The sequence below is a fragment of the Streptomyces beigongshangae genome (genome assembly GCF_019710745.1).
Classification (GTDB): Bacteria; Actinomycetota; Actinomycetes; order Streptomycetales; family Streptomycetaceae; genus Streptomyces; species Streptomyces beigongshangae.
Genome location: NZ_JAHKJW010000076.1, coordinates 1 through 20,490 on the forward strand (window position 1 = coordinate 1; position 20,490 = coordinate 20,490).

The following is a 20,490-nucleotide window of genomic DNA, read 5'->3' on the forward strand; positions in this document are numbered from 1 at the left end:
CCCGCGGAGCGGGTCCCTTCGGGCTTCGCCCGAAGAAGCGAGCCGGGTCGCTTCGCTCCCCGGCCGCTCCCGCTCCGCGTGAGCGGATGCGGCTCGCTCCGCTCACCGCCAGGCGGCACGCGCTCCGCGCGACCGCCAACCGCAGGGCAGGCGCCTCGCGTTGCGAGGCGCGGCCGGCCTCCAGCCGACCGGTGGCCTCCGCTGCGCTCCAGCCACTCACGGCAGACCCGCCAACTCCAGTGCGGGCAAGGCGTGCCACGCTCCGCGCGGCCCACCCGGGGGGCGCACGCCACAAACAGCAGCAACAGGGAGGGGGGTCAGGCAGGCTTCAGAGCCTGCCTGACGTTTCAGTCTGAGCAGGAGCGATCGACTGACAGGAGTTTTACCTTTTCCACGTCGTCCATGCCGTCGCCTCCCAGGCGCTCAACGACGCCTACAACGAATTCCTCGGAGTCTCCTGGGGCAACGAAGACCCTCTCGGACCCCTCGGCGGAAACTTCTTCCCCTGAAGAGTTTGTGCCCGATATCCGCACCTTAACCACGTATGAACATGAAAGCCCGGATGAGTTACTTATGGAACCTCGCACGCTTGGACCCGAGATGGATATGTACGGTTTTTTTGCGAGATTTAGCTCATCCGACGCAGGCCTGGTCGGCCTCTGTTGTTCATCCTGATACCAGGATATTGCACCCATCACGGCAATGAGCACAGCAAACCCGCAGGCCAGAATCCCGACAGCTAACCAGCTGCTCTTCCCCTGTGTCCCCATGACTCGATCATAGAATCCTGTGGTCCGATCAAACAGTGCGCGGGAAGCCTCGGTCAACTTTGGCCATCTCTGATCTGTGAGGCATAGTCCCTGCGTGCGTCAAGTCCGCTACATCTATGTACTTTACGAAGTGGCGGTTGGTGTGCTTCATTTTTAGATCGGGATAGACTCTGTACTCAGAGCACACCGCCACGGAACCATCTGAAGGGCTGTGCAGATCAAGTCAACGGCCTGATCGGGGCTTCGATGAGGCAGAGTGATCAGCCGATTGTGTCAGTTCAAACGTAGCCCTAGCAGCTCCCCTACGTGGGGGTTTCTCGTATCCCGCCGTTCGAATCGACTGGGCGGCACTCCAGGAGAAGGCAGGCGAATATGTCGGGCGCAGGCCGTGTTGATCAGCGCGAGGCGGCCCAACGAGAAGCCATTGACGCGGTACTGCGTGTCCTCGAACTGCCTGCAAGATCGCTAGTGCCGGAGCGGGGTCTGCGGACACAGGTGATCATGGCGACCGGGTCCGGGAAGACCCGGGTCGCGGTCCGCAGCGCGGAGGAGCTCCACGCGGGCCGTGTGCTGGTGCTCGTTCCCTCGCTGGACCTGCTCGCCCAGACCGAGGCCGCGTGGCGTGAGGGGGGCCGCCGGGGGCCGATGATCGGAGTCTCCTCGCTGCGGGGTGAGGAGGTGTCCTTCCCCAACACCACGGACGTGGACGAGCTGGTGGAGTGGACGCGCGGCCTGGACAAGGTGACCGTGTACGCCACGTACGCCAGCCTCGGTCTGGGCACGCTGGAGCGGGCGCACGCTGCGGGTTTGGCGGCTTGGGACCTGATCGTCGTGGACGAAGCCCACCGCGTTTCCGGCCGGATCGGCAAGCCATGGGCGGTCGTCCACGACAACCAGAAGATCCCCTCCCTGCGCCGCCTGTACATGACGGCCACGCCGCGGCTGTGGCAGCTCGGGGACGAGGACGAGGCCGGCGCACCGGGCGAGCTGGTCGCGAGCATGGACGACGATCCTGAGGGTCCCTTCGGCAGCAGGGCGTTCACTTTGACGCTCTCGGAGGCCATCGACCGGGGCATCTGTGCCCCCTACCAGGTCGTATGCGTGGACGTCACCGACACCGCGCTCCAAGCCGCACAGCTCCTGGGCGCCGAAGGCCGCTCGGCAGAGGTCCGCGGGGCGCGGCTCGCAGCTCTGCAGACCGCGCTGATGAAGGCGTCCACTGAGGAGGGCTTCCGCCGCACGCTCGTGTTCCACCACGTCGTGAAGGAGGCTGAGGCGTTCGCGGCCGGCCTTCCCGAGGTCGCCGCGCAGCTGCACGCATCCGACCCGGAGCTGTACCCGGCCACGATCTGGGCGGACTGGCTGTGCGGCGACCACAAGCCGCTCCACCGCCGCCGGCTCCTCAAGGAGTTCGCCGCCGGGATCGCCACGGACGGCACCGTGGTGGAGAAGTGCTTTCTGTGCTCGGTGAAGGTCCTGGGCGAGGGCGTCGACACCAAGAACTGCGACTCCGTGTACTGGGCCGACGTGCGCGGCTCGATGCCCGACCTCGTCCAGGCAGTGGGCCGGGCGCTGCGGATGCAGCCGGGCGAGGGCAAGATGGCCAGCCTGGTCGTGCCGGTCCTGCTCGGGCCGGGCGAGACAGCGGACAACATGCTGACCTCCCGGGCGTTCGGCGGGCTCGCCAAGCTCCTGGAGGCGCTGCGGGCTCACGACGCCAGGGTCGTGGAGAGCCTCGCGGAGCAGCAGGCCCCGAGCCGCTCCAAGCCCGTCAGCAAGGACGACAGCGGCAAGAGCAGGGGCGGGAGCGGCGAGGGCTCCGGAGGCATCAGTGGCCCCGCCAAGGCCCTGCTGAAGTTCTCCACGCCCCGCGACCCGGCCGCCCTCGCCGCATTCATCAACCTGCGCGTCCTCAACCCCGAGCACGAACACTGGCGACGCGGCGTAGAGGCCGCCGTCATCTACGCCCGCAAGCACGGCGACCTGAAGGTCCCGTTCACGTACCGAGTGCCCGCCGTCGGCGACCAGGAGGCGCAGGGCGAGAGGTGGCCGGCCTCACTCGCCAACTTCCCCCTGGGGCAGTGGACCGCCGACGCCCGCCGCTTCTACGCCCGCGGAACGATGGACGCCGACCGCATCGCGCAGCTGGAGAAACTCGGCATGATCTGGTCCCACTTCGACGTCGCGTGGGAGGAGGGCCTGTCCGCCGCCCGCGGGTGGGCTGCCGAACACGGACACCTCCTGGCCCCGCTGGACGCCACCTACCAGGGCGCGAAGGTGGGCATCTTCCTGAAGAACGCGCGGGCCGCCGCCCGCAAGGCTGCCGAGAACGAACAGCGGCGTGCCGAGGGGCTGCCGGTGGAGTCGTCGGCCGGGGCCCTGTCGGAGGAGCGGCGCGAGCAGCTGGAGGAGATCGACGCCTCCTGGTGCCCGAGCTGGCCGGTGACGTGGCAGCGCTGCTTCCACCTCGTCCGGCTCCACTTGGACGCGGGCGAGGCGCTGCCCACCGAGGCGGGCGACGTCCTGCGCCAGGGCGAGGATCTCGGACGGTGGGTGCAGTCGGTACGGTACGGGTGGGACCAGCTCACGACCGTGCAGCAGTGGATGTGCGAACAGGTCCTCGGCATCGAACCCGCAGCCGAGGACGAGAAGCCGCCCCCGCGCCGTACGCAAGCCGACAAATGGGCCATGAACTACCAGGCCGCCAAGCAGTACTACGAACGCGAGGGCCACCTCCAGGTCCCGAGGAAGTGGGTTGAGCGGATCGTCGGCGAGGGCCAGGAGGAGAGAGAGCACCGGCTCGGTGCATGGATCGGGAATCAGCGCAGCCGGGCGGCGACGCTGACACCGGAGCGGATGGAGCTGCTGTCCGCGATCGGAATGCGGTGGTCGTGATGCCCGTCGTCGTCACCGCGGCCGCCGCCCTCGCGGCCGGCTACCTGCTCGGGCGACTGCGCCCGTGGCAGCGGGCGGGCGAGTGGGCGGCCGACCAAGTCCGCTTCACCGGAGCGTGAGTCCGAGGCAGCTTCGGCCGCCAGACCGTCGCCGTCCTGGCCCACACCGTCACCGCACCATGACGACACTGGATGCCCTGAACGGCAACATGCAGTGCTTCCAGTTGCGAACCCTCCTGGGCTGATGACGACCGGCCTGCCCGCCCTGCTGTCGGTGCCGCTCACCTTGTTGCGAACCCTCCTGGGCTGATGACGACGGGAGGTGCGGCGAGACTTCCCCGGAGGTATACAGCGTTGCGAACCCTCCTGGGCTGATGACGACCGGCACCGGCCGCCGCCTGCCACGCGGCAGGGGCACGTTGCGAACCCTCCTGGGCTGATGACGACGCCGGGGCAAGACCACGGCCATGATGTTGAGCCTCCTGTTGCGAACCCTCCTGGGCTGATGACGACGCGTCTGAAGGGTCATGGCAAGGATCCGCTGAAGGGTTGCGAACCCTCCTGGGCTGATGACGACCCGTTGGCGACGGTGCCGGTCCGGGAGTGGGCCCAGCGTTGCGAACCCTCCTGGGCTGATGACGACCGTCGGCGTTCGTGAGGCCCTGCACCTGCGCCTCGTGTTGCGAACCCTCCTGGGCTGATGACGACCGGACAGCTCGTCTGCGGCCGGTGCGGCGCCTGGGTGTTGCGAACCCTCCTGGGCTGATGACGACGGGAGCGGAAGCGGTGTCCGCAGGACAGGCAGGTCAGTTGCGAACCCTCCTGGGCTGATGACGACCACGCGAAAGCCGCCGGCCAGTCCCGGCTCGCCATGTTGCGAACCCTCCTGGGCTGATGACGACCACGCGAAAGCCGCCGGCCAGTCCCGGCTCGCCATGTTGCGAACCCTCCTGGGCTGATGACGACGGCGTCCGAAGCGCCGGATCACCGCCTGGTCGTCATGTTGCGAACCCTCCTGGGCTGATGACGACTCAGGTCCCCGATCCTGCCGAGCAGTTCGAACGGCGGTTGCGAACCCTCCTGGGCTGATGACGACGCTGGACGGCTGGGTCCGCACGGGACGCCTGGAGTTGTTGCGAACCCTCCTGGGCTGATGACGACGCTGGACGGCTGGGTCCGCACGGGACGCCTGGAGTTGTTGCGAACCCTCCTGGGCTGATGACGACCCGAGTGTAAAGCAGCAGGTGAGAGCCCTGTTTGTCAGTAACATGCAAGGCTTTTTTGCAGCAGGCGGGCGGTGGTGTATCAGGGCTGGTCAGAGGATGTCTCCTGGCCCTCCGAGAGCCACTCCGAGCGTGTTCGTCTCGATCATGCTGGGTGAGCGGGTGGTGTAGGTGACGATGCTGTCGTAGTCAGCGTCAATGACTATTTCAAGGGAGTGCAGCAGGTCTCGGTATTGTGCGGTGGATAGTTCACCTTGGAATACGCTGCGTTGCGTCCAGTGAAGGTATTGGCGGCAGGTTTTCAGTACTTTCGGATTGCGTTCGGTTGCGGTGTCGTATACGAGGATTACGAAGATGTGTTTTCACCACCATGGCTTGAATGGCTTGTATGTTGTGCCTTCGAGGCAGAGGCGAACAATTTTTAGTGCTTCCAGGTGGATGAGTTCTTCGTAGCTGACTTGCCGTTTCAGGGTGCGGTGGTAGACGGTGGTGGCGAGCTCTTCTTTTACTAGTGCTGCGATCTTTTTTCGCCCGTTTTTACTGAGGGCTGCTCGGCCGACGTCGGTTTCGAAGTCTGTTTCCTTAAGGTGTTTTTGGGCTGCGGCGCGTTTGAGGAGGCGTTCGGCGAAGAGTGGTTTGAAGGGTTCGGCGAGGTCGAGTGCAAGGGTGTTGCGGCGTCGGTCTGTGTCGGAGTGTAGGAATCCGATGGCGGGGTGCAGGGGTGTGCTGCGCAGGGCGGTGAGTACGCGGGCGTAGACGAGTGCGTTCAGGTAGCTGATGAATGCGTTGCCTGCGTTGGTGGGGGGTCGTCGGGTGCGTCCGTTGAGGCGTAGCCAGGGTGGGAGCTGGGTGTCGAGGACGGCCCAGGCGGTGCGGCGGAGGTTGCCTTCTTGTCCCATGAGGGCGTCGGTGCTGTCGCAGTGCGGGAGGGCGGTGCGCAATTGGTCGAGGGCGGGGTCGAGGAGGTCGGTGTCGAGGGACCAGCGGAGGTTTTCGGCGGTGGCCAGAACGATGGAGCGGCTGATGGTGAGGCGTTGTTGGGAGTTGGCGGTGAGGTCGACTTGGTGTCGTACGACGCTGGCTGAGGCCATGGATTGTGCGGGGGTGAAGTGGCCGGCGTGGTTGCCGTAGTGGTCCAGGACGTGGAGGGTGACGCCGTTTTGGCTGAGGAGGGAGAGGGCGGAGGTGTTGATGTCGATGTGGTCGAAGGCGATGAGGTCGCGGATGTCGGTGATGGGGATGTGGACGGGGCTGCCGTCGGGGCGTTCGATGCGGACGCTGTTGTCTTCGCGGCGGATGCGGCAGGGTTCGGTGAGCCAGTAGGTGCGGCCGACGGCGGGCATCAGTCTCCCCAGCAGTAGTCGAGGTAGGAGCAGCCGCGGCAGCTGCTGCGGGTAAGGCGTTCGGGTGGTGTGGGCGCGGCGATGACGGTGTGCGCTTCGGTTTCGGTGTCTTCGGCCAGGGTGCGGGCGTCGTCGTTCCAGGGGACGTCGGTGGTGCGGCGGATGAGGGGGTAGTGGACGATGCCGCCGCGGACGTTGATGCCGCGGCGTTCGAGGAGGAGGCAGTAGTGGCGTACTTGGGCGTCGTGGGCGGGTGAGGGGGTGCGGGAGGATTTCGTTTCGTGGATGACGGCGCCGGCGGTCACCCAGTCGATGCGGGCTTCGCCGAGGTCGACGTGGCGGCGGCGGGTGAAGGTGGTGGCGTCGACGAGTTCGCCGAAGGCGACCAGGTCGCTGTTGGCTTCGGGGCGGTAGCCGCGCATGTAGAGCCAGAGCTGGCGGGGGCAGTGGCGCAGGTATTTGATGTGGACGCCGCCCAGGGGGTCGGCGGTGGGTTCGTGTGGGTTCACAGGATGGTTTCTGGCGGGGTGGGTGGGCGCAGGCCCAGGTGGCTGTCGTATTCGGCGTCGATGAGGTGGATCTTCAGGCGTTGGTCGTAGGTGGCGTTATAGGTGGCCAGTTGGTTGTAGCGCAGGGGGATGAGCAGGCCGGAGGCCAGGAGGGGGTCGGTGTCCTGGCTGGTGGTGAGGTGCTGGTATTCGCTGGTGTCGTCGCGGTGGAGGACTTCGATGGTGTCGAAGCGTTCGCTGAGTTTTTGGGCGTATTCGCTGCGGTCGTGGAAGGGGTCGGTGAAGGTGAGGAAGTCGGCGGTGAAGGCGTCGCGGGCATCGCGGGCGAGGGTGGCCCATTCCTTGCCCCAGGGGGTGGCGTAGGCCAGGTGCAGGAGGCGGTCGATGTCTTGTTCGCTGAGGGTGTCGGTGCCGTCGGCGGTCAGGGTGGTCAGGGCGTCCCAGGCTGCCTGGACGGCGGCTTTGTCGTAGGGGCGGTGGCTTTGGGGTGTGTGGACGCGGAACTCGGCGGGCCCGTCGGGGTGCAGGCCGCGGCGGTTGACGCGGCCGGCGCGCTGGGCGACGGCTTCGATGGGGGCGTTTTCCACCGCTCCGCGGTCGAGGTCGAGTTGCAGGGAGACTTCCACGGTCTGGGTGGCGACGACCAGGCCGGCGGGGAGGCGGCCTGATCCGGGGGTGCGTTCGGGGTGGCGGTGCAGCAGGGCGTGTTCGATGGCGTCGCGGTCGCGGTTTTTGAAGCGGGAGTGCAGCAGCAGGGCGGCGTGCGGGTCGCCGGGGGCGGCGGTGTGGGCGTCGTCGGCGAGGGCGGTGAAGAGGGTTTGTGCGGTGGTGACGGTGTTGGTGACGGCCAGCACGCTGTGTCCGTCGTTCAGCCAGGAGCGCAGGCGGTCGATGCTGGCCGGATGGGTGAGGGGTGCGTCGTCCAGGACCAGGCGGTGGCGCACGGGGGCGGTGCCGTGGGGTGCGGTGTGCAGGGTGACGGGGTGCTCGACGCTCTCGGTGATCAGGGCGAGCAGGGGTGGGGCGAGGGTGGCGGACAGGACGGCGAAGCGGCTGCCCAGGCGTTCCCACAGCCGCATGGCGGCGCACAGTCGGCCGAAGGTCTGCGGGTCGTAGGCGTGCAGTTCGTCCAGGACGAACAGGGCGTTGGCCTGTTCGAGGAGGACGGAGGAGTGGGTGGGGCCGGCGAGGGCGGCGCTGAGGAGCTGGTAGGGGGTGGCGACGCGGACGCGCTGGGTGAACAGGCGCATGGCGGCGGCGCGGGCGCGGGCTTTGCGCGCGGTGTCGGGGGTGGGGGCGCAGTCGTCGGCGAGGGCTTCGGAGAGCAGGGTGCGGGCCAGGGCGCCGTGCAGGAGGCCGATGTCCGCGTTGGTGTCGCCGGGTGCGGGGTCGAGGGTGTGGGCGAGGCGTCGGCGGATGGCGTTGAGTGAGGCGCGGTAGGGCAGCGTCCAGATCAGGCGGGGCCGGCCGGGCATGGTGGGCATTTGGCGGGCGGCCCAAGCGAGTCCGGCTTCGGTTTTTCCGCTGCCGGTGGGTGCGGCGAGGACCAGGTGGCCATCGGTGGTGGCGGCCGCGTGCTGGTGGGGGTGCGGGGGGTGGGGTAGGCGGGTGAGGTAGTGGGGGTGCAGCGGCATGTGGGTCTGCAGGTGCTCGTGGGCTGAGCCGGCGTGGTCGGCGAGGGTCAGGGCGCCTTGGGCGAGGACGGCGAGCAGGCCGGTGTGTGCGGTGACTGGCTGTTCCCAGGCGGTGAGGACTTCCTGCAGGAGGGTTCGGGCCCGCTGGGCCAGGGTCGGATCGTTGGTGTGGGGGGCGGGCGGGTCGAGGGTGAGGTAGCCGGCGAGCCAGGCGAGGAATTGCTGGTGCAGGCCGCGTGGTACCTGGGTGAGGGGGTGCTGGAGGGTGGTGGTGCGGGTGAAGGCTTCTTCCCAGTCGGTGTGCTGGTTGTAGAGGCGGGCCAGGCTGGTCTTGCCGCCGCCCAGGGAGGAGGGTGCGTGCAGGGGCCGGTGGTGGGAGGCGACCAGCGTGGCGATCATCAGCCGGTCGGCGGTGTTCCAGCGGGCGGTGGGGGCGAGGAGGTCGACGTAGGCCAGGGAGAGCACTTCGTGCCGCTCGCCCCACAGGGGGCCGCCGGGTTCCAGCTGCCGCTGGAAGCCTTCCGCGATTTTCCCGGCGTCGTGCAGCAGGGCGGCCTGGGAGATGCGGGTCCAGAACGCCGGTTCGGTGGCGAGGATGCCGGCGATGGCGATGCGGTCGCGGATGTCGGTGACCATGGCGTGCACGGTGCGGGAGTGGGTGGTCAGCCGTTCCGGGTCGTGCCGGGGGCGGGACTTGGCCCGTACCTCGGTCAGGGAGCGCCGGCGCTGCCCAGGCGGGGGTGGGGGCGGGGTCAGGGGGCCAGCAGCCATACGGCTTGTTCCTCCTGCCGGCTCCAGGTGGTGTCGCGCAGGGCGCCGTGCACGGGGTGGGGGCCGGCGGGTTCGTCGCACCACAGGTAGTCGGCCCAGTGGGTGGTGAGCCGGTCGGTGGAGATGCTGGCCGCCATGCGGTACAGGTGCGCGGCGCCGGCTTGGTGGCCGTCCTGGGGGGCCAGTGCGTGCCCGATGGCGGCGGTGTCGGCGGGTTCCAGGACGACGGGGGTCATGGCGCGGACGTGGACGAGGTCCTGGGAGCGGCCCAGGCGAAGTGGCCACCGCGGCCGCCGCAGGGCCTGGTGCAGGCGGCTGCCGTCCGGTTCGGGCAGCCACACCGTCAGGTGCACGCCGGCCAGGAAGGGGCGGTCGCGGATCGTCATGCCGCCCTTGACGGCGCGGACCCGGCCGGCGACGGCCGGGTTGGTGCCGTCGGCGGCGATGGGGTGGTAGGTCTCGTGATCCACGCCCGCCCCGTCCGCGTATGCGGCGATGCCCAGGGTCACGGGTTCGGCCGCGGCGCCGGTGGCGGCGGCCAGCAGGCCGCGCACGGTGGAGGGCGGCGCCACCGGAAGTGCGCGGGTGACGCGGGGAAAGAGCGGGTCGCGGAAGGAGGCGACGGGGGCGTAGAACTCCATGCGCCAGGCGTGCACGGGTGCGGCGGGCGGCGGCTGTGTCACGCGGTGGTGGGCTGGGCCGGGTCCTCGAACCATGCGTTAAGCCTCCCCTCGCGCACGTCGGCGGCCAGGCCCAGCAGGATGGTGCGGGGATGGTCGATGACGATGCGCTGCTCCTCGAGCTCTGTGGCGCACTGCTTTTCGAAGATCTCCCGCGTGGCGTCCCGGAAACCCGGGCGCCAGCCGATGCGGACCGGGCCCTCCCATTCGCCCTGCCAGGCCTGCAGTTCCTTGAGCAGGACGTCGCCGCGCAGGCGTACTCCTGCCCCTTCTTCGTTGTCGACGACGTTGGCCAGCGGGTTGACGCCGCCCTTGAACGGCACCATGACCAGCAGGGAGGGGGTGCGGTCGCCGTAGTGCAGGGCCTGCTTGGCGCCGCCGCTGAGGTGGGCGAGGGCCTCCAGGAGCATCGCGGCGCGCCGGGTGCGCTCGGCCAGCGGCAGCCTGACGGCCATCTGGTCACGGAAGCGGGTGGGGGTGGCGCCCAGCGCGGCGGCTTCGGCGACTTGCAGCGCCTGCTCCTGGCTAAGGTAGTTCGGGCGGCCCTTCCCGTCGTCGCCGGGCAGGGTGAAGGTGCCGATGCGCGGCAGGTCCAGCAGGAAGGGCGCGGCCAGATCGGCGGTGTAGAACTCGTGGCTGTGCAGGACCGGTTCACTGATGGAGCGGGACATGACGCCGAAGTCCTCGGTCGGGTAGACGGGCTCCACCGACATCAGCGTGCCCAGCAGAAAAGGACTGTCGCGCAAGGTGGTGGCCGCGTTGTCCTTCTTCGCGCCGGCGCTCATGTAGCCGAACAGGTCGTCGTCGGCGTAGCGCACCGGGTCGGCGCCCGTGGTGGCTTTCTGGGCTTTGCTCTGTGCCTTGCCGACCCGGGTCACCGGGGAGGGCACCATGCCGCGCTCGACCATGCCCTCGCGCAGCCAGCGCCGGGCCGCCTGCGCGGACACGTACGGGTAGCGCTGGCCGCGGATACGGGCATGCTTGATACGGCCGGTCGTCTCCTCGCCCTTGCCGTTGTTGGGGGCGCCCGCCTGCACCGCGAGCACCATCGTTCCTGCCAGATACGCCATTACGCCGGTCCCATCTCGTAGTCGAATTCCGCGTCGTCGAGGATCGGCTGGTTCTCCAAAGCCTCGAGCCGGCGCTGTTCCTCTTCATTGGCCGGCTGCTCACTGATCGCCACGCCCTGCTGCTGCAGCAGCACCGACACCTGCGCGAACAGCAGCATCCGCTGTTCCCAGGCCCGCGGCCTGCGCTGGATCAGCGCCTGCCACTGCTCAGGGCCCGCCAGGGCGGGGGCCTGGCCGTCCAGCAGCAGCCGCGAGTAGGCCTGCATCAGCAGCATGCCGAGCTTGTAGTCGCTCAGCGCCGCACTGCGGTACTCCGCGAACCGCCCGCGCGGGCTGGTGCCCCGGGCGATCCACTGGGCGATCAAAGTCGCCACCGCCGTCACATCCGATGTCATTCCAAGAACCTCCTCGGCATAGGCCAGCGCCAGCCGGGCCAGCCCTTCACGGCCGCCCGCCGGCAGAGGGCGGTCGGTGTCCTTCAACAGCTCGTGCACCCGCAAAAGCAGCGACTGGCTGCGGCCGTCCTCGGCCTCGAACAGCAGCCTCGCTGCCTCCTGCACACCGTGGGCGGTGACCTTGCCCGCCTTGTCGTAGCGGGTGAGTGCGCGGGCCAGCAGGTGCCAGCCGCGCCGCAGCGCGGCGTTGGCATCCACCCGCGCCAGAAACACGGGCACCGCGCGCCGGGTCTGCGTCACCCGCAGCCACGGCTCCTGGTTGTCGTTCTTGAACGTCCACAGCGTCGTCGCACACAACCCGGGAGCGGCGTCCCGCAGGGCAACGAGCGTGACGTACTCCGGGCGCGCACCGGCCGGCAGGCCGGTGAACCCGGCCTGGGTGATGCGGCGGGCGCGCTGCACATTACGGCGGGCGAACTGCGCGATGGCCGCCTCGCTCTCGCACGACAAAACGGTCGCCGATCCCGCACTCACCCACGCCCCATAGGGCAGGGCCCACATCGCGATCCGGCAGCCGTAACACACCGGCCAGCCCCGCATCTGCAGCGGCAGCATGTTCACCACGCTGCTGCTGTCGAACAACGGCAGGTTCGACTTGGCCCACAGCACACTCGCCGGCCTCGAGCAGAACGCACACGGGCCCGCCGTCTGGTCCGTGTCGGGCACGAACAGGGCTTCGATCTCTGCTTGCAGCAGCGCACGGTCGCGGGGCCGGCTGCTGCGGGTGGCCTTGGAGTTCGGGTAGAGGGCGTTGAGGACTTTCCACCAGTCGTAGCGGTCGGTGTCCTTGACGGCGGTGGCCGCCGTCAGCACGTCCTGCACCATCACCTGCGCGACCCGCTCGACGTCCGCGGTAGTGACGTCGTCGGGGTGAGATCGTCCTGCCATCACCGCGGCCGCCCAAGCGCCGGCACGCTGCAACGGGTGCCCCGTCGCGGTCAGCGGCCCCGTCGCGGTGAGCGGGCCGGTGGCCGTCACCGGATCCACCCGAAGCCCTGGATCGTCTCCAGACCCAGCCCCCAGGAACGCACCGCCTCCACGAAGCGGGCATCCGCCTCCATCGCGATCCGTACCCACGCACCCCTGCGGGGCGCGCCGCCCACCTCGAACCTGCGCCGCGGACCGGCCTCCAGCACCCGCAGACCGTGCGGGGCGGGCAGACCCAGGATGTCGGCCTTGTGGGCCAGGTTGTGCTGCAGCCGCTCCAGATAATGATCGTCGCCCGGCAGCAGGTCACGGCCGTCGTGCTTGAGCACCACCGGCGTCGCCGTCTCCACCTCCACCGCCCCCGTATCCGCCGGCGGCGCGATGTCGACGGTGAAACCGCGCACCCGCAGCCGGGTCGCGCCCCACACGATCTCCTCCCGGCTCGCGAGAGCTGCCACCAGCACGGAAGCGATCTGCGGCACCGGCGAGCCGAACCACACCGACCCCTGCGACGACGTCGTATAGACGCCCCGCTTCTTCGGCGCGCCGATGAACTGCGGCCCACCCACCCCGACCGGCTTCAAAGGCTGGCCCTGCCAGCCCTCATCGTGCAACGCCTGCGCCAGCTCGTGATCACGGCTCTCCAAGAGGCCGTAGACCACCGCCCGCGCGGGACCGTGCACGTCCTGCCAGCGAAGATGCGCCGTATCCGGCGTGACATCCACCCGAACCCGCAACCCCAACACCCCCTCCACTAGTTCCGCGTCGACCACACGGCCAACAGCCCCGTTCGGCAACCTAGTTGAAACACCGACACAAGATCACAGAAACAAGCCAATCCGTCACCACATGTAGTGATCCGGCCGGACCCGCTCCCGGCCCGCACCAGTCTGGGCACCCACCCCTGCGGCACCCAAAACGCTCTGACCTGCACACCTGCACCACCGACAGAACACTGCATACACTCATAAACCTCTACTATTCAGGCATGAAGCGACAGCGAACCTTCCTGAGCTGATGCCGATCTGTGGATGGAGCGGCAAGCGGAGCCGTTCTTCGCGTTGCGAACCCTCATGGGCTGATGATGACCGACGACCTGACAGGTGCAGCGGGAGCCGCCGCAACGTTGCGAACCCTCACGGGCTGATGACGACGGTGTACCGGGTCTCGGCCGTACGGCTCGCGTTGACGTTGCGAACCCTCCAGGGCTGATGACGACGGCGGTCCAGCTCACGCTCAGTGCTCTTGGCCTCGGGTTGCGAACCCTCCAAGGCTGATGACGACGGGCGGTCTGCATGGGATTCTCCTTGCGCGGGTCAGGTTGCGAACCCTCCAGGGCTGATGACGACCGCGGCCGGCGCACACGGCCTGACGACGGAGCAGGTGTTGCGAACCCTCACGGGCTGATGACGACCTCGTCGTCAGCGGCCTGCGGCCCGCACTCCGCCCAGTTGCGAACCCTCACGGGCTGATGACGACGGCTGCGTACCACGCGGGAGCCGGTCCCCGACCGTAGTTGCGAACCCTCATGGGCTGATGACGACAAGGGCCGTCGCGTCACCCAGTTCTCCTTCGCCTAGTTGCGAACCCTCACGGGCTGATGACGGCCCGGGCGTTGGCGGGGTCGAGGAGGTCGCCGCCGCGGTTGCGAACCCTCACGAGCTGATGACGACCCGCACACCGTCGTCAGCTGCACCTCCGAAAGCGGGTTGCGAACCCTCCAGGGCTGATGACGACCCCGAGGCCCCGCTTGCCGCGCCCCTGTCCGCACAGGTTGCGAACCCTCTAGGGCTGATGACGACGGTCGTGGATCTCCTCGCGAAGGAGGGAGTGGTGGAGTTGCGAACCCTCTAGGGCTGATGACGACCGGCGCCCCGAAGTGCGTGGAAGCGTGGACGCAGAGTTGCGAACCCTCTAGGGCTGATGACGACGCGGTCGGCGTCGGCCTTCGCGGCTTCTTCCTCCTGTTGCGAACCCTCTAGGGCTGATGACGACCGGTCGGCGGCTTGGGTGGATGCCAGGATCTTGTCAGGTTGCGAACCCTCTAGGGCTGATGACGACTCGAAGCCCACGCCACAGCGCGTGACATCGTCATGTTGCGAACCCTCTAGGGCTGATGACGACACGAAATGGCCACCTCCGGGCCCCTGGCAACCATGTGTTGCGAACCCTCTAGGGCTGATGACGACGCAGGGCCTGTCCTGGCGGCAGCTCGCTGAGACCGTGTTGCGAACCCTCTAGGGCTGATGACGACGGTGCCCACCGTGCTGCCCGTGTGGGAGGCGTTCGCGTTGCGAACCCTCTAGGGCTGATGACGACACTCATCTGGGCCGCGATCTGCGGCGGGATGCCCGCGTTGCGAACCCTCTAGGGCTGATGACGACGTCACAGCGGGAGGAGGCGGGGGAGTTCCCTCCCACGTTGCGAACCCTCTAGGGCTGATGACGACGAGTTGCGGCGGGCATGCGCAAGCGGCTGAGCCGTCGTTGCGAACCCTCTAGGGCTGATGACGACCCGAGCGTAAAGCCACAGGTCAAAGCACTGCGCAACGAAGAATTGTGAGGCGTTTCTGCAGCAGTCAGACGATAATGTATCGGTGCTGGTCAGAGGTCTTCCCTGAGAGGGACGCTACAACAGGTGGGCGCCCGGTAGCGAACCCTCAGGGGCTGATGACGACGCGCTCCGCAGCCCTTGCCGGACACCGCTGCGCGCATTGCGAGCCCTCCAGGGCCGATGACGACTTGAGGCTCGGCCGGCGCACGGTCACGGTCGCGGTGTTGCGAGTTCTCCAGGGTCGATGCCGACCCGTTCAGCGCCGTCACCCGACCGAATGCGGATCAGTCACCATCAAGTAGCCGTTGGCACGCGGCCATCACGGTGCTCCAGCTGCGCCAGTCTCCGGCAGGACTGTGTTCGGCACCGTAGCCGGGCCGACCGGCTGTTCCAGGTCCAGGTAGCAGCGCAGCCGCACGCCGGGTTGGCCAACATCCCGCATCGTGCGCCCCGCTGTCGCTGTCGCCCACCGTTGAGCGAGCAGTTGCTGGAAGGCGAGCGCGGTGTCGTCGTCGGCCGCCGCGACGTCCACGACGACCAGGGCCGGCTTGCTGACGTGTACCTCGGTGATCGGGTCCATGTACGCCACTACGCCCGGGCGCCCGGAAGGGTTCCGCCACGACAGTGTCTTCACCCGGTCGAGTGCAGGTTTTCAAGGGCTGTCGCCACCCCAGTTCCAGCAGTTTCGCTCGCCGGGACGCGGGTCGTACAGGGCGCGGCCGCCGGGGCCGAACTGCCCGAGTTCGGTCATCAGCGCGACGCCACTCTGAACCTCCTGCGCTGTCCAGCCGGTGATGTCGAGCAGCAGGCCGTCCAGCGGGCCGCCGACCAAGTGGGCGTAGTCGCGGTGCGACGGCGGACCCGGGTGGTCGGTGCCGTAGACCCGGCCGCGCAGCAGCTGCTCCTCCTCACAGTCCATCCGTCCAGCCTGGCAGCCGCCACCGCCAGCCGGGGCCGTTCGCGTGCCTGCCGAAGGGCGTCCAGTCCCCCGAAGCGCTCACCGCGCCCCGCCCGCTTCCCTCCCACCCTTCCAAGTGATGCGGGCGCGGGGTGCTTTGAGGGGGATGTCAGCACCCGACCGCACCGCAAAGGGCAGGGTGACCTGTACAAAAGTTCAAAGATCACCAAGGCCCGCGCAACCCTTGCCGCAACCCCCAGCGCAACTCCTGTCGCAACAGATGACGCAGCCACGTGTGCTGCGGCTGGACGCGCTCGCCCTCAGCGTCGGTCCCTCACCGCTGGAGTGGCTCCCGCACCGATGCAGCCGCAGCGCACGCCGTCACCGTTGTGAGTGATGGCGTTCATGGAGCGACGGCGGGAGGCTCGGCAGAAAGCCTCCTCGATGGCCCGGTTCGCGCAGCGCGGCCGGGCCCGCGCCGTGACCGTATGGTCGGCGCCGTGGTCGGGGCGACGCGTCTCCCGCGCGCCGCCCCGACCGTGACCTCCCCCCGGCTACAGGCGCCGCCAGGCAGACCGTTGCGCTGCGCGGCCCGGCAGCCGGTACTGACGGCCCGGGGGTTTTCGCGTTACCTGCGGAAGCGGGAGAACCAGGTCCCGGCGGCCTTCTGTCCGGGCACGGCCTGGTCCTGCTGCTGGTGCCGGGCCTCGTTGGGCCAGGCCTGCTCAAGGCCGGTGACGTACCGCCGGTCGCAGTCCCCGCACAGCGTCGGACGGGGTTCTTGGACGGTGCCCCAGCCGGTGCGCTCCACCGCCTGCCACCGCTCGTCGGTGAACGCCGCTTTGCACTCGGTGCAGCGTGGACGACGGACGTAGCGCATAAACTGCCGGCGCTGCGCCCATTCAGGGAGCGGCTCCTGGTGCTTCTCCTGTCTGCTGGGCGTGGGAACAGCGCTCGCGACGGCGCCGGCCGTGTGTTTGCAGCCGTCGCACAGGTGCGGGTGGGAGTCCTTCGGAGTGCCCCAGTCCGTCGCCTGTGCCGCCTCCCAGCGTTCGTCGGTGAACTTCTCCCCGCAGTCGGCGCACACGGGGCGGCGGGCCTCGCGTTCGGCTGCCTGCTTCGCCGCCTGCTCTTGCGCCGCGCGTTGCACCTTTGCCCTGTGCTCCGCCTGAGCACGCGCGGTCTCCTCCCGGGCGCGAGCTGTGGCGACCTCGCGGCGGGGGTTGCCGATCGCTTCCCACAGATGCTGCTTGTGGGTACGGCCGAAGCGGAGGAACACCTGTCCGGCCGGGCCGTGCTGGCTCAGGTTCTTCAGCCCGGTCGCGATGATCGGGATACGCCCGTCGTAGTCGTGGTAGCCCTTATGCCGCTCGCCCTGCCACAGGTGCCGGGTGAGCTCCATCAGGCGCGGGATCGTGCGGTCGGGATTGCGCTCGCCGAGGCGGTTGAACACCAGCAGGACGGGCGGGTGTATCGCGTTGCCGGAGAAGGTGGCCGGAGCGTTCCAGCGGGTGCGCCACATCGGGCGTTCACAGCCGTCGGTGTCCTTCACCTTCCGCCGGAAGAACCGGGCGTACTTCTCCAGCTTGTCGGCGAGTTCCTCCGCACTCTCGTGGCAGTTGTCGACCTCGATGAACAGCAGCGGCACCCGGTCCTGCGGGGCGGTCACGACGATGTCGGCCTGGGCGCCGCCCTTGCCCGGCGTGTTCCACGTGCCGGTGGCGGGCAGCGGGACTTCGGTCCGGTACGAGGCGATCGTGCCGATCCCGTCCGGTCCGTCGACGGCGGCCTGGGCGGCTTCCCGGACTTCGGCCGGGTCGTCGGCGAGCCTGGCCATGTTCGGCTTCGGGCGCAGCAGTGCGATCACCGTCTCGTTGACGGCCATCGGGTGAGAAGCGCCGCTGGAGCCCGCGCCGCGCGCGGTGGAGCCCATCTCCGTCACGGGGCGCTGCAGTTCGTAGGAGGCGGCCTCCAGGCCCTTGAGGGTGAGGTTTCGCAGGGCGTCGCCGGTCTCGGTGGAGCCGCCGTTCTCGGACAGGCCGTGCCTTCGCATGTCGCAGAGCGCGCCGGTGTGTGAGGCGGTGCGGGCCTGCTTCCGCTTCGAGGGGGTCGGCTTGTCGGCGTGGCGGAACGTCAGGTGCGGGGCGCCGATCCGCTGGATCTGATCGGCCGTGGCGACCTTCAGCGCTCCGAGCACGCGCAGCACGTCGCCGCGGTAGCTGTTCGTCGACCCCGCCGGGTTGCTCTTCCGCTTCCCCGCCATCAGCTCTGCTCCCTCGTCGTTCGCGACCGGCCGCCGGCCGACCGGCGCTGCTGGCCGCGCCCCGCCTGGAAGGGCGTCCGGCCCCCCTCCCGGAACCCGATGATCTCCTCCATCAGGAGTAGATCAGAGGGTTGTGACAGCGCGGTCTTCGCGCCGATTGCGGCCCTGACAAGGGGTTTTCCCCCGGCCCAGGGTGCCGGGCACCAAAGGGGGTTCCCAAGGGGCCTTCGAAGTGGGCACCCAGGGAGTCCCCTTCGGCTTGCCCGCCACGGGCCGACCTTCCGGCGTGATCGGCCCAAGCGGTGCCGCTGCCCGGCCCTCGGGTGGGTGGTCGTCATCGTCTGGTCTCCTTCGCTGCCCCGGCCGGGGCGGTCGTTACGAAGGAGCAGCGTGCAGGGGACCCCCTTGTCCGCGATCTAACCGGTGCCGGTAGCGGACGTGGTCAAGGAGAAACGCGGCGGTGGGCGGGGCGGCAGCAGAGGTGGACAAGGGGTCATGGTCGGACTCGTGGTCAGACGACCACGCTGGACAAGGGGGCTGGGTTTGGCCCTTGCAGCCAGATTCGCCCTAGTTCGTGGGGCAGGGCGAAATCTCTGACCGCTGTCCACAGGGTGATCATCCGAGGCTGCTGGGAGTCGTCGTGATCCGCGCGGCGGCCACCCAGCTGAGGAGACCTCCATGCCGTACCTGATCCCGCCCCGTACTCCGCTGACGCCCGAGCAGGTGGAGCGCGGCTTCGACTATCTCCTGGCGCTGCAGATGGGTGGCGGCGCCGCTGTCGCCGGGCGGGCGGAAGCGGATCCGCAGCTGGCGTTCGTCCTGCTGCGGCTTGCCGAGGACATCGTCTGGCCCGTCACGGCCGTGGACGGGGAGGCAGAGCTGTGCGCGGACTCCTTCGCGCTGGACGAGGTCGGGTGCGCGCTGCTGTCCGCGTTGCGGGACTGGGCGCGGGACTCCCCCATCACGGCGGCGCCGGGCATCGCCCGCAGCATCATCCGGTTCACGGTGAACGTCATTCCGGACCCCGATCACCCGGACACCGCCGACACCCTGGAGGCGATGCGCGATGAGCACCTGGTGCTCGCGCACGCGATGCACTCCGCACCCGGTGCGCACCACTGACCGCACCACCGCACCGGGTGGGAGCGCACCAGTGCGGTGGGTGCGCACCCACCCAGGGCGCACTGGTGCGGTGGTGCGCGCACCGAGTCCATCCGGTGCGCTCCACTCGGTGGGCGGTGCGCGCACCGGTGCGGCCAGCGCGCGGAAGTGGTGCGCACCGGAGGGACGGTGGTGCGGTGGAGTGGGCCCAGGTGGAGGCGATGGGGCGGTGCGTTTCTCCTTGACCTGAGCTGAGGTCAAGGAGAAACGCACCGGGTGGAGACGCGGCCGCGGTGGCGAGGCGGGCGAGTCCGGTGATGTGCTCCCAGATGGCGAAGCGGACGGTCATCTCGGCTCGGTAGTCGTGGGCGGGCATCAGATGGCGGTGGGGCCGGAAGTGGGGCGAGATGCCGCTGGACGCGGACAGGAACCGCTGGGCCCCGCCCGCGGAGCGGAAGCCTTTCATCGCCCGCTCACGCTGCCTGGTGGGCTGGTGGCTGTTTTCCGCCCGGTTGTTCAGGCCCTTGTGCGAGCGATGTTCCACCGAGGGTATGACCTCGCGGTGGGCGGCGCCGTAGGAGCGGAGCTTGTCGGTGACGACCACCCGCGGCACCCTGCGCGTCTTCTTCATCAGCCTGCGCAAGAAACGCCTGGCCGCGGCCTTGTCCCGGCGGTTCTGCACCAGGATGTCCAGAACGTTGCCGTCCTGGTCGACCGCCCGCCACAGATACTTCTGCTCGCCGTTGATCTCGATGAAGACCTCGTCCAAGTGCCACTTGTCACCAGGCCGCGGCTGCCGCCGGCGCAGCGCGCCCGCGTAGACCTGCCCGAACTTGGCGCACCAGCGACGCACCGTCTCGTACGAGACGACGATCCCGCGCTCGAGCATCAGCTCCTCGACCTCGCGGAATGACAGCGGGAAGCGGTGGTACAGCCACACACAGGAGGAGATGACCTCGACCGGGTACCGGTGCCCCTTGTACGACAGCGACGCGCTCCCCACGGACGACCCTTCCCAGGCTGATCAACCAGAAGATCATCCCACCGGTCAGCCAACGTGACAGTGCCCGTGGCCCGCCTCTCGCCGTTCGTGCGGCATCACATCAACATGCTCGGCCGGTACTCCTTCCAGCTTCCCGACCTGCTCGGCGGTCTGCGTCCGCTGCGGGATCCGGACTCGGCCGAAGAGGTGTGACCCCGGTGCGGGTGACCGCCACCGCTGGTTGTCCCGGCGGTGACGGTTGCACTGGCGATCGGTTCGTAGGGCGCCGGGAGCGGTAACACCGGTGGAGGGCGTGGCGGCGGGTGCGTAGGCGGCCGGTGAGCTCCGGGCTGCTGCTGGGCGGGACTAGGGTGCGGGCGGCCGCCACACCGGGTGGGTGTGGCGGCCGTGGGTGGG

Annotated in this window: 15 protein-coding genes, 1 pseudogene and 2 CRISPR repeat arrays; of the genes and pseudogenes, 3 read left to right on the forward strand and 13 right to left on the reverse strand. The window is 68.9% G+C overall.

Features of this window, described 5'->3' with window-relative positions; translation table 11 throughout:
- Positions 1-347: 347 nt before the first annotated feature.
- The gene (locus KM933_RS34595; protein WP_221360062.1) at positions 348-770 is read right to left on the reverse strand and encodes a hypothetical protein; all 423 of its coding nucleotides are present in this window, start codon (positions 768-770) and stop codon (positions 348-350) included.
- Between the two features lie 372 nt (positions 771-1,142).
- On the opposite strand from KM933_RS34595, the gene KM933_RS34600 reads away from it, so the two are divergent.
- On the forward strand, positions 1,143-3,665 hold the full coding sequence (locus KM933_RS34600; RefSeq protein WP_221360074.1) for a DEAD/DEAH box helicase: 2,523 nt from the start codon (positions 1,143-1,145) through the stop codon (positions 3,663-3,665).
- A 222-nt stretch (positions 3,666-3,887) separates the two neighbouring features.
- Positions 3,888-4,890: a CRISPR direct-repeat array (repeat unit 29 nt; unit sequence GTTGCGAACCCTCCTGGGCTGATGACGAC).
- Positions 4,891-4,979: 89 nt separating this feature from the next.
- On the opposite strand, the gene cas2 is transcribed toward KM933_RS34600, so the two are convergent.
- The 11 genes from cas2 to KM933_RS34655 all read right to left on the reverse strand — a co-directional run bounded on the left by cas2 (position 4,980) and on the right by KM933_RS34655 (position 17,990).
- Positions 4,980-5,243 (reverse strand): CRISPR-associated endonuclease Cas2, encoded by a 264-nt coding sequence (cas2, locus tag KM933_RS34605; RefSeq protein WP_221360143.1) that lies wholly within the window; start codon positions 5,241-5,243, stop codon positions 4,980-4,982.
- 6 nt (positions 5,244-5,249) lie between these two features.
- Complete coding sequence (cas1b, locus tag KM933_RS34610; RefSeq protein WP_221360076.1) at positions 5,250-6,230, reverse strand: type I-B CRISPR-associated endonuclease Cas1b; 981 nt, start codon at positions 6,228-6,230, stop codon at positions 5,250-5,252.
- Positions 6,230-6,739, reverse strand: a complete 510-nt coding sequence (locus KM933_RS34615; RefSeq protein WP_308013643.1) for a CRISPR-associated protein Cas4 — start codon at positions 6,737-6,739, stop codon at positions 6,230-6,232. The genes cas1b and KM933_RS34615 overlap by 1 nt, the downstream gene beginning before the upstream one ends.
- Entirely contained in the window at positions 6,736-9,144 is a 2,409-nt protein-coding gene (gene cas3, locus KM933_RS34620; protein ID WP_221360078.1) for a CRISPR-associated helicase Cas3', read from the reverse strand. Before cas3 ends, KM933_RS34615 begins: the two co-directional genes overlap by 4 nt.
- Positions 9,126-9,827, reverse strand: a complete 702-nt coding sequence (cas5, locus tag KM933_RS34625) for a CRISPR-associated protein Cas5 (protein ID WP_308013644.1) — start codon at positions 9,825-9,827, stop codon at positions 9,126-9,128. Before cas5 ends, cas3 begins: the two co-directional genes overlap by 19 nt.
- A complete protein-coding gene (gene cas7i / locus KM933_RS34630; RefSeq protein WP_221360091.1) occupies positions 9,824-10,894 on the reverse strand; it encodes a type I-B CRISPR-associated protein Cas7/Cst2/DevR in 1,071 nt (356 codons plus the stop codon). The genes cas5 and cas7i overlap by 4 nt, the downstream gene beginning before the upstream one ends.
- Positions 10,894-12,327 (reverse strand): hypothetical protein, encoded by a 1,434-nt coding sequence (locus KM933_RS34635; RefSeq protein ID WP_221360093.1) that lies wholly within the window; start codon positions 12,325-12,327, stop codon positions 10,894-10,896. Before KM933_RS34635 ends, cas7i begins: the two co-directional genes overlap by 1 nt.
- Positions 12,324-13,049 (reverse strand): CRISPR-associated endoribonuclease Cas6, encoded by a 726-nt coding sequence (cas6, locus tag KM933_RS34640; RefSeq protein ID WP_308013645.1) that lies wholly within the window; start codon positions 13,047-13,049, stop codon positions 12,324-12,326. The genes KM933_RS34635 and cas6 overlap by 4 nt, the downstream gene beginning before the upstream one ends.
- A gap of 287 nt (positions 13,050-13,336) precedes the next feature.
- A CRISPR array of direct repeats spans positions 13,337-14,791; the repeat unit is 29 nt; unit sequence GTTGCGAACCCTCTAGGGCTGATGACGAC.
- 357 nt (positions 14,792-15,148) lie between these two features.
- A complete protein-coding gene (locus tag KM933_RS34645) occupies positions 15,149-15,409 on the reverse strand; it encodes a DUF6207 family protein (protein ID WP_221360095.1) in 261 nt (86 codons plus the stop codon).
- Between the two features lie 72 nt (positions 15,410-15,481).
- Positions 15,482-15,748, reverse strand: coding sequence for a hypothetical protein (locus KM933_RS34650; RefSeq protein WP_221360097.1), 267 nt, complete (start codon positions 15,746-15,748; stop codon positions 15,482-15,484).
- A gap of 607 nt (positions 15,749-16,355) precedes the next feature.
- Positions 16,356-17,990: a replication-relaxation family protein gene (locus KM933_RS34655; protein WP_260334609.1), complete on the reverse strand. Its 1,635-nt coding sequence runs from the start codon at positions 17,988-17,990 to the stop codon at positions 16,356-16,358.
- Positions 17,991-18,668: 678 nt separating this feature from the next.
- Here KM933_RS34655 and KM933_RS34660 point away from each other — a divergent pair.
- On the forward strand, positions 18,669-19,112 hold the full coding sequence (locus KM933_RS34660) for a hypothetical protein (RefSeq protein ID WP_221360100.1): 444 nt from the start codon (positions 18,669-18,671) through the stop codon (positions 19,110-19,112).
- Positions 19,113-19,407: 295 nt separating this feature from the next.
- Here the strand turns inward: KM933_RS34660 and KM933_RS34665 are convergent.
- Positions 19,408-20,094, reverse strand: a pseudogene (locus KM933_RS34665) (IS6 family transposase); the annotation flags it as partial.
- Between the two features lie 54 nt (positions 20,095-20,148).
- Here KM933_RS34665 and KM933_RS34670 point away from each other — a divergent pair.
- Positions 20,149-20,286: a transposase gene (locus KM933_RS34670; RefSeq protein WP_260334610.1), complete on the forward strand. Its 138-nt coding sequence runs from the start codon at positions 20,149-20,151 to the stop codon at positions 20,284-20,286.
- The last annotated feature ends 204 nt before the right edge of the window (positions 20,287-20,490 follow it).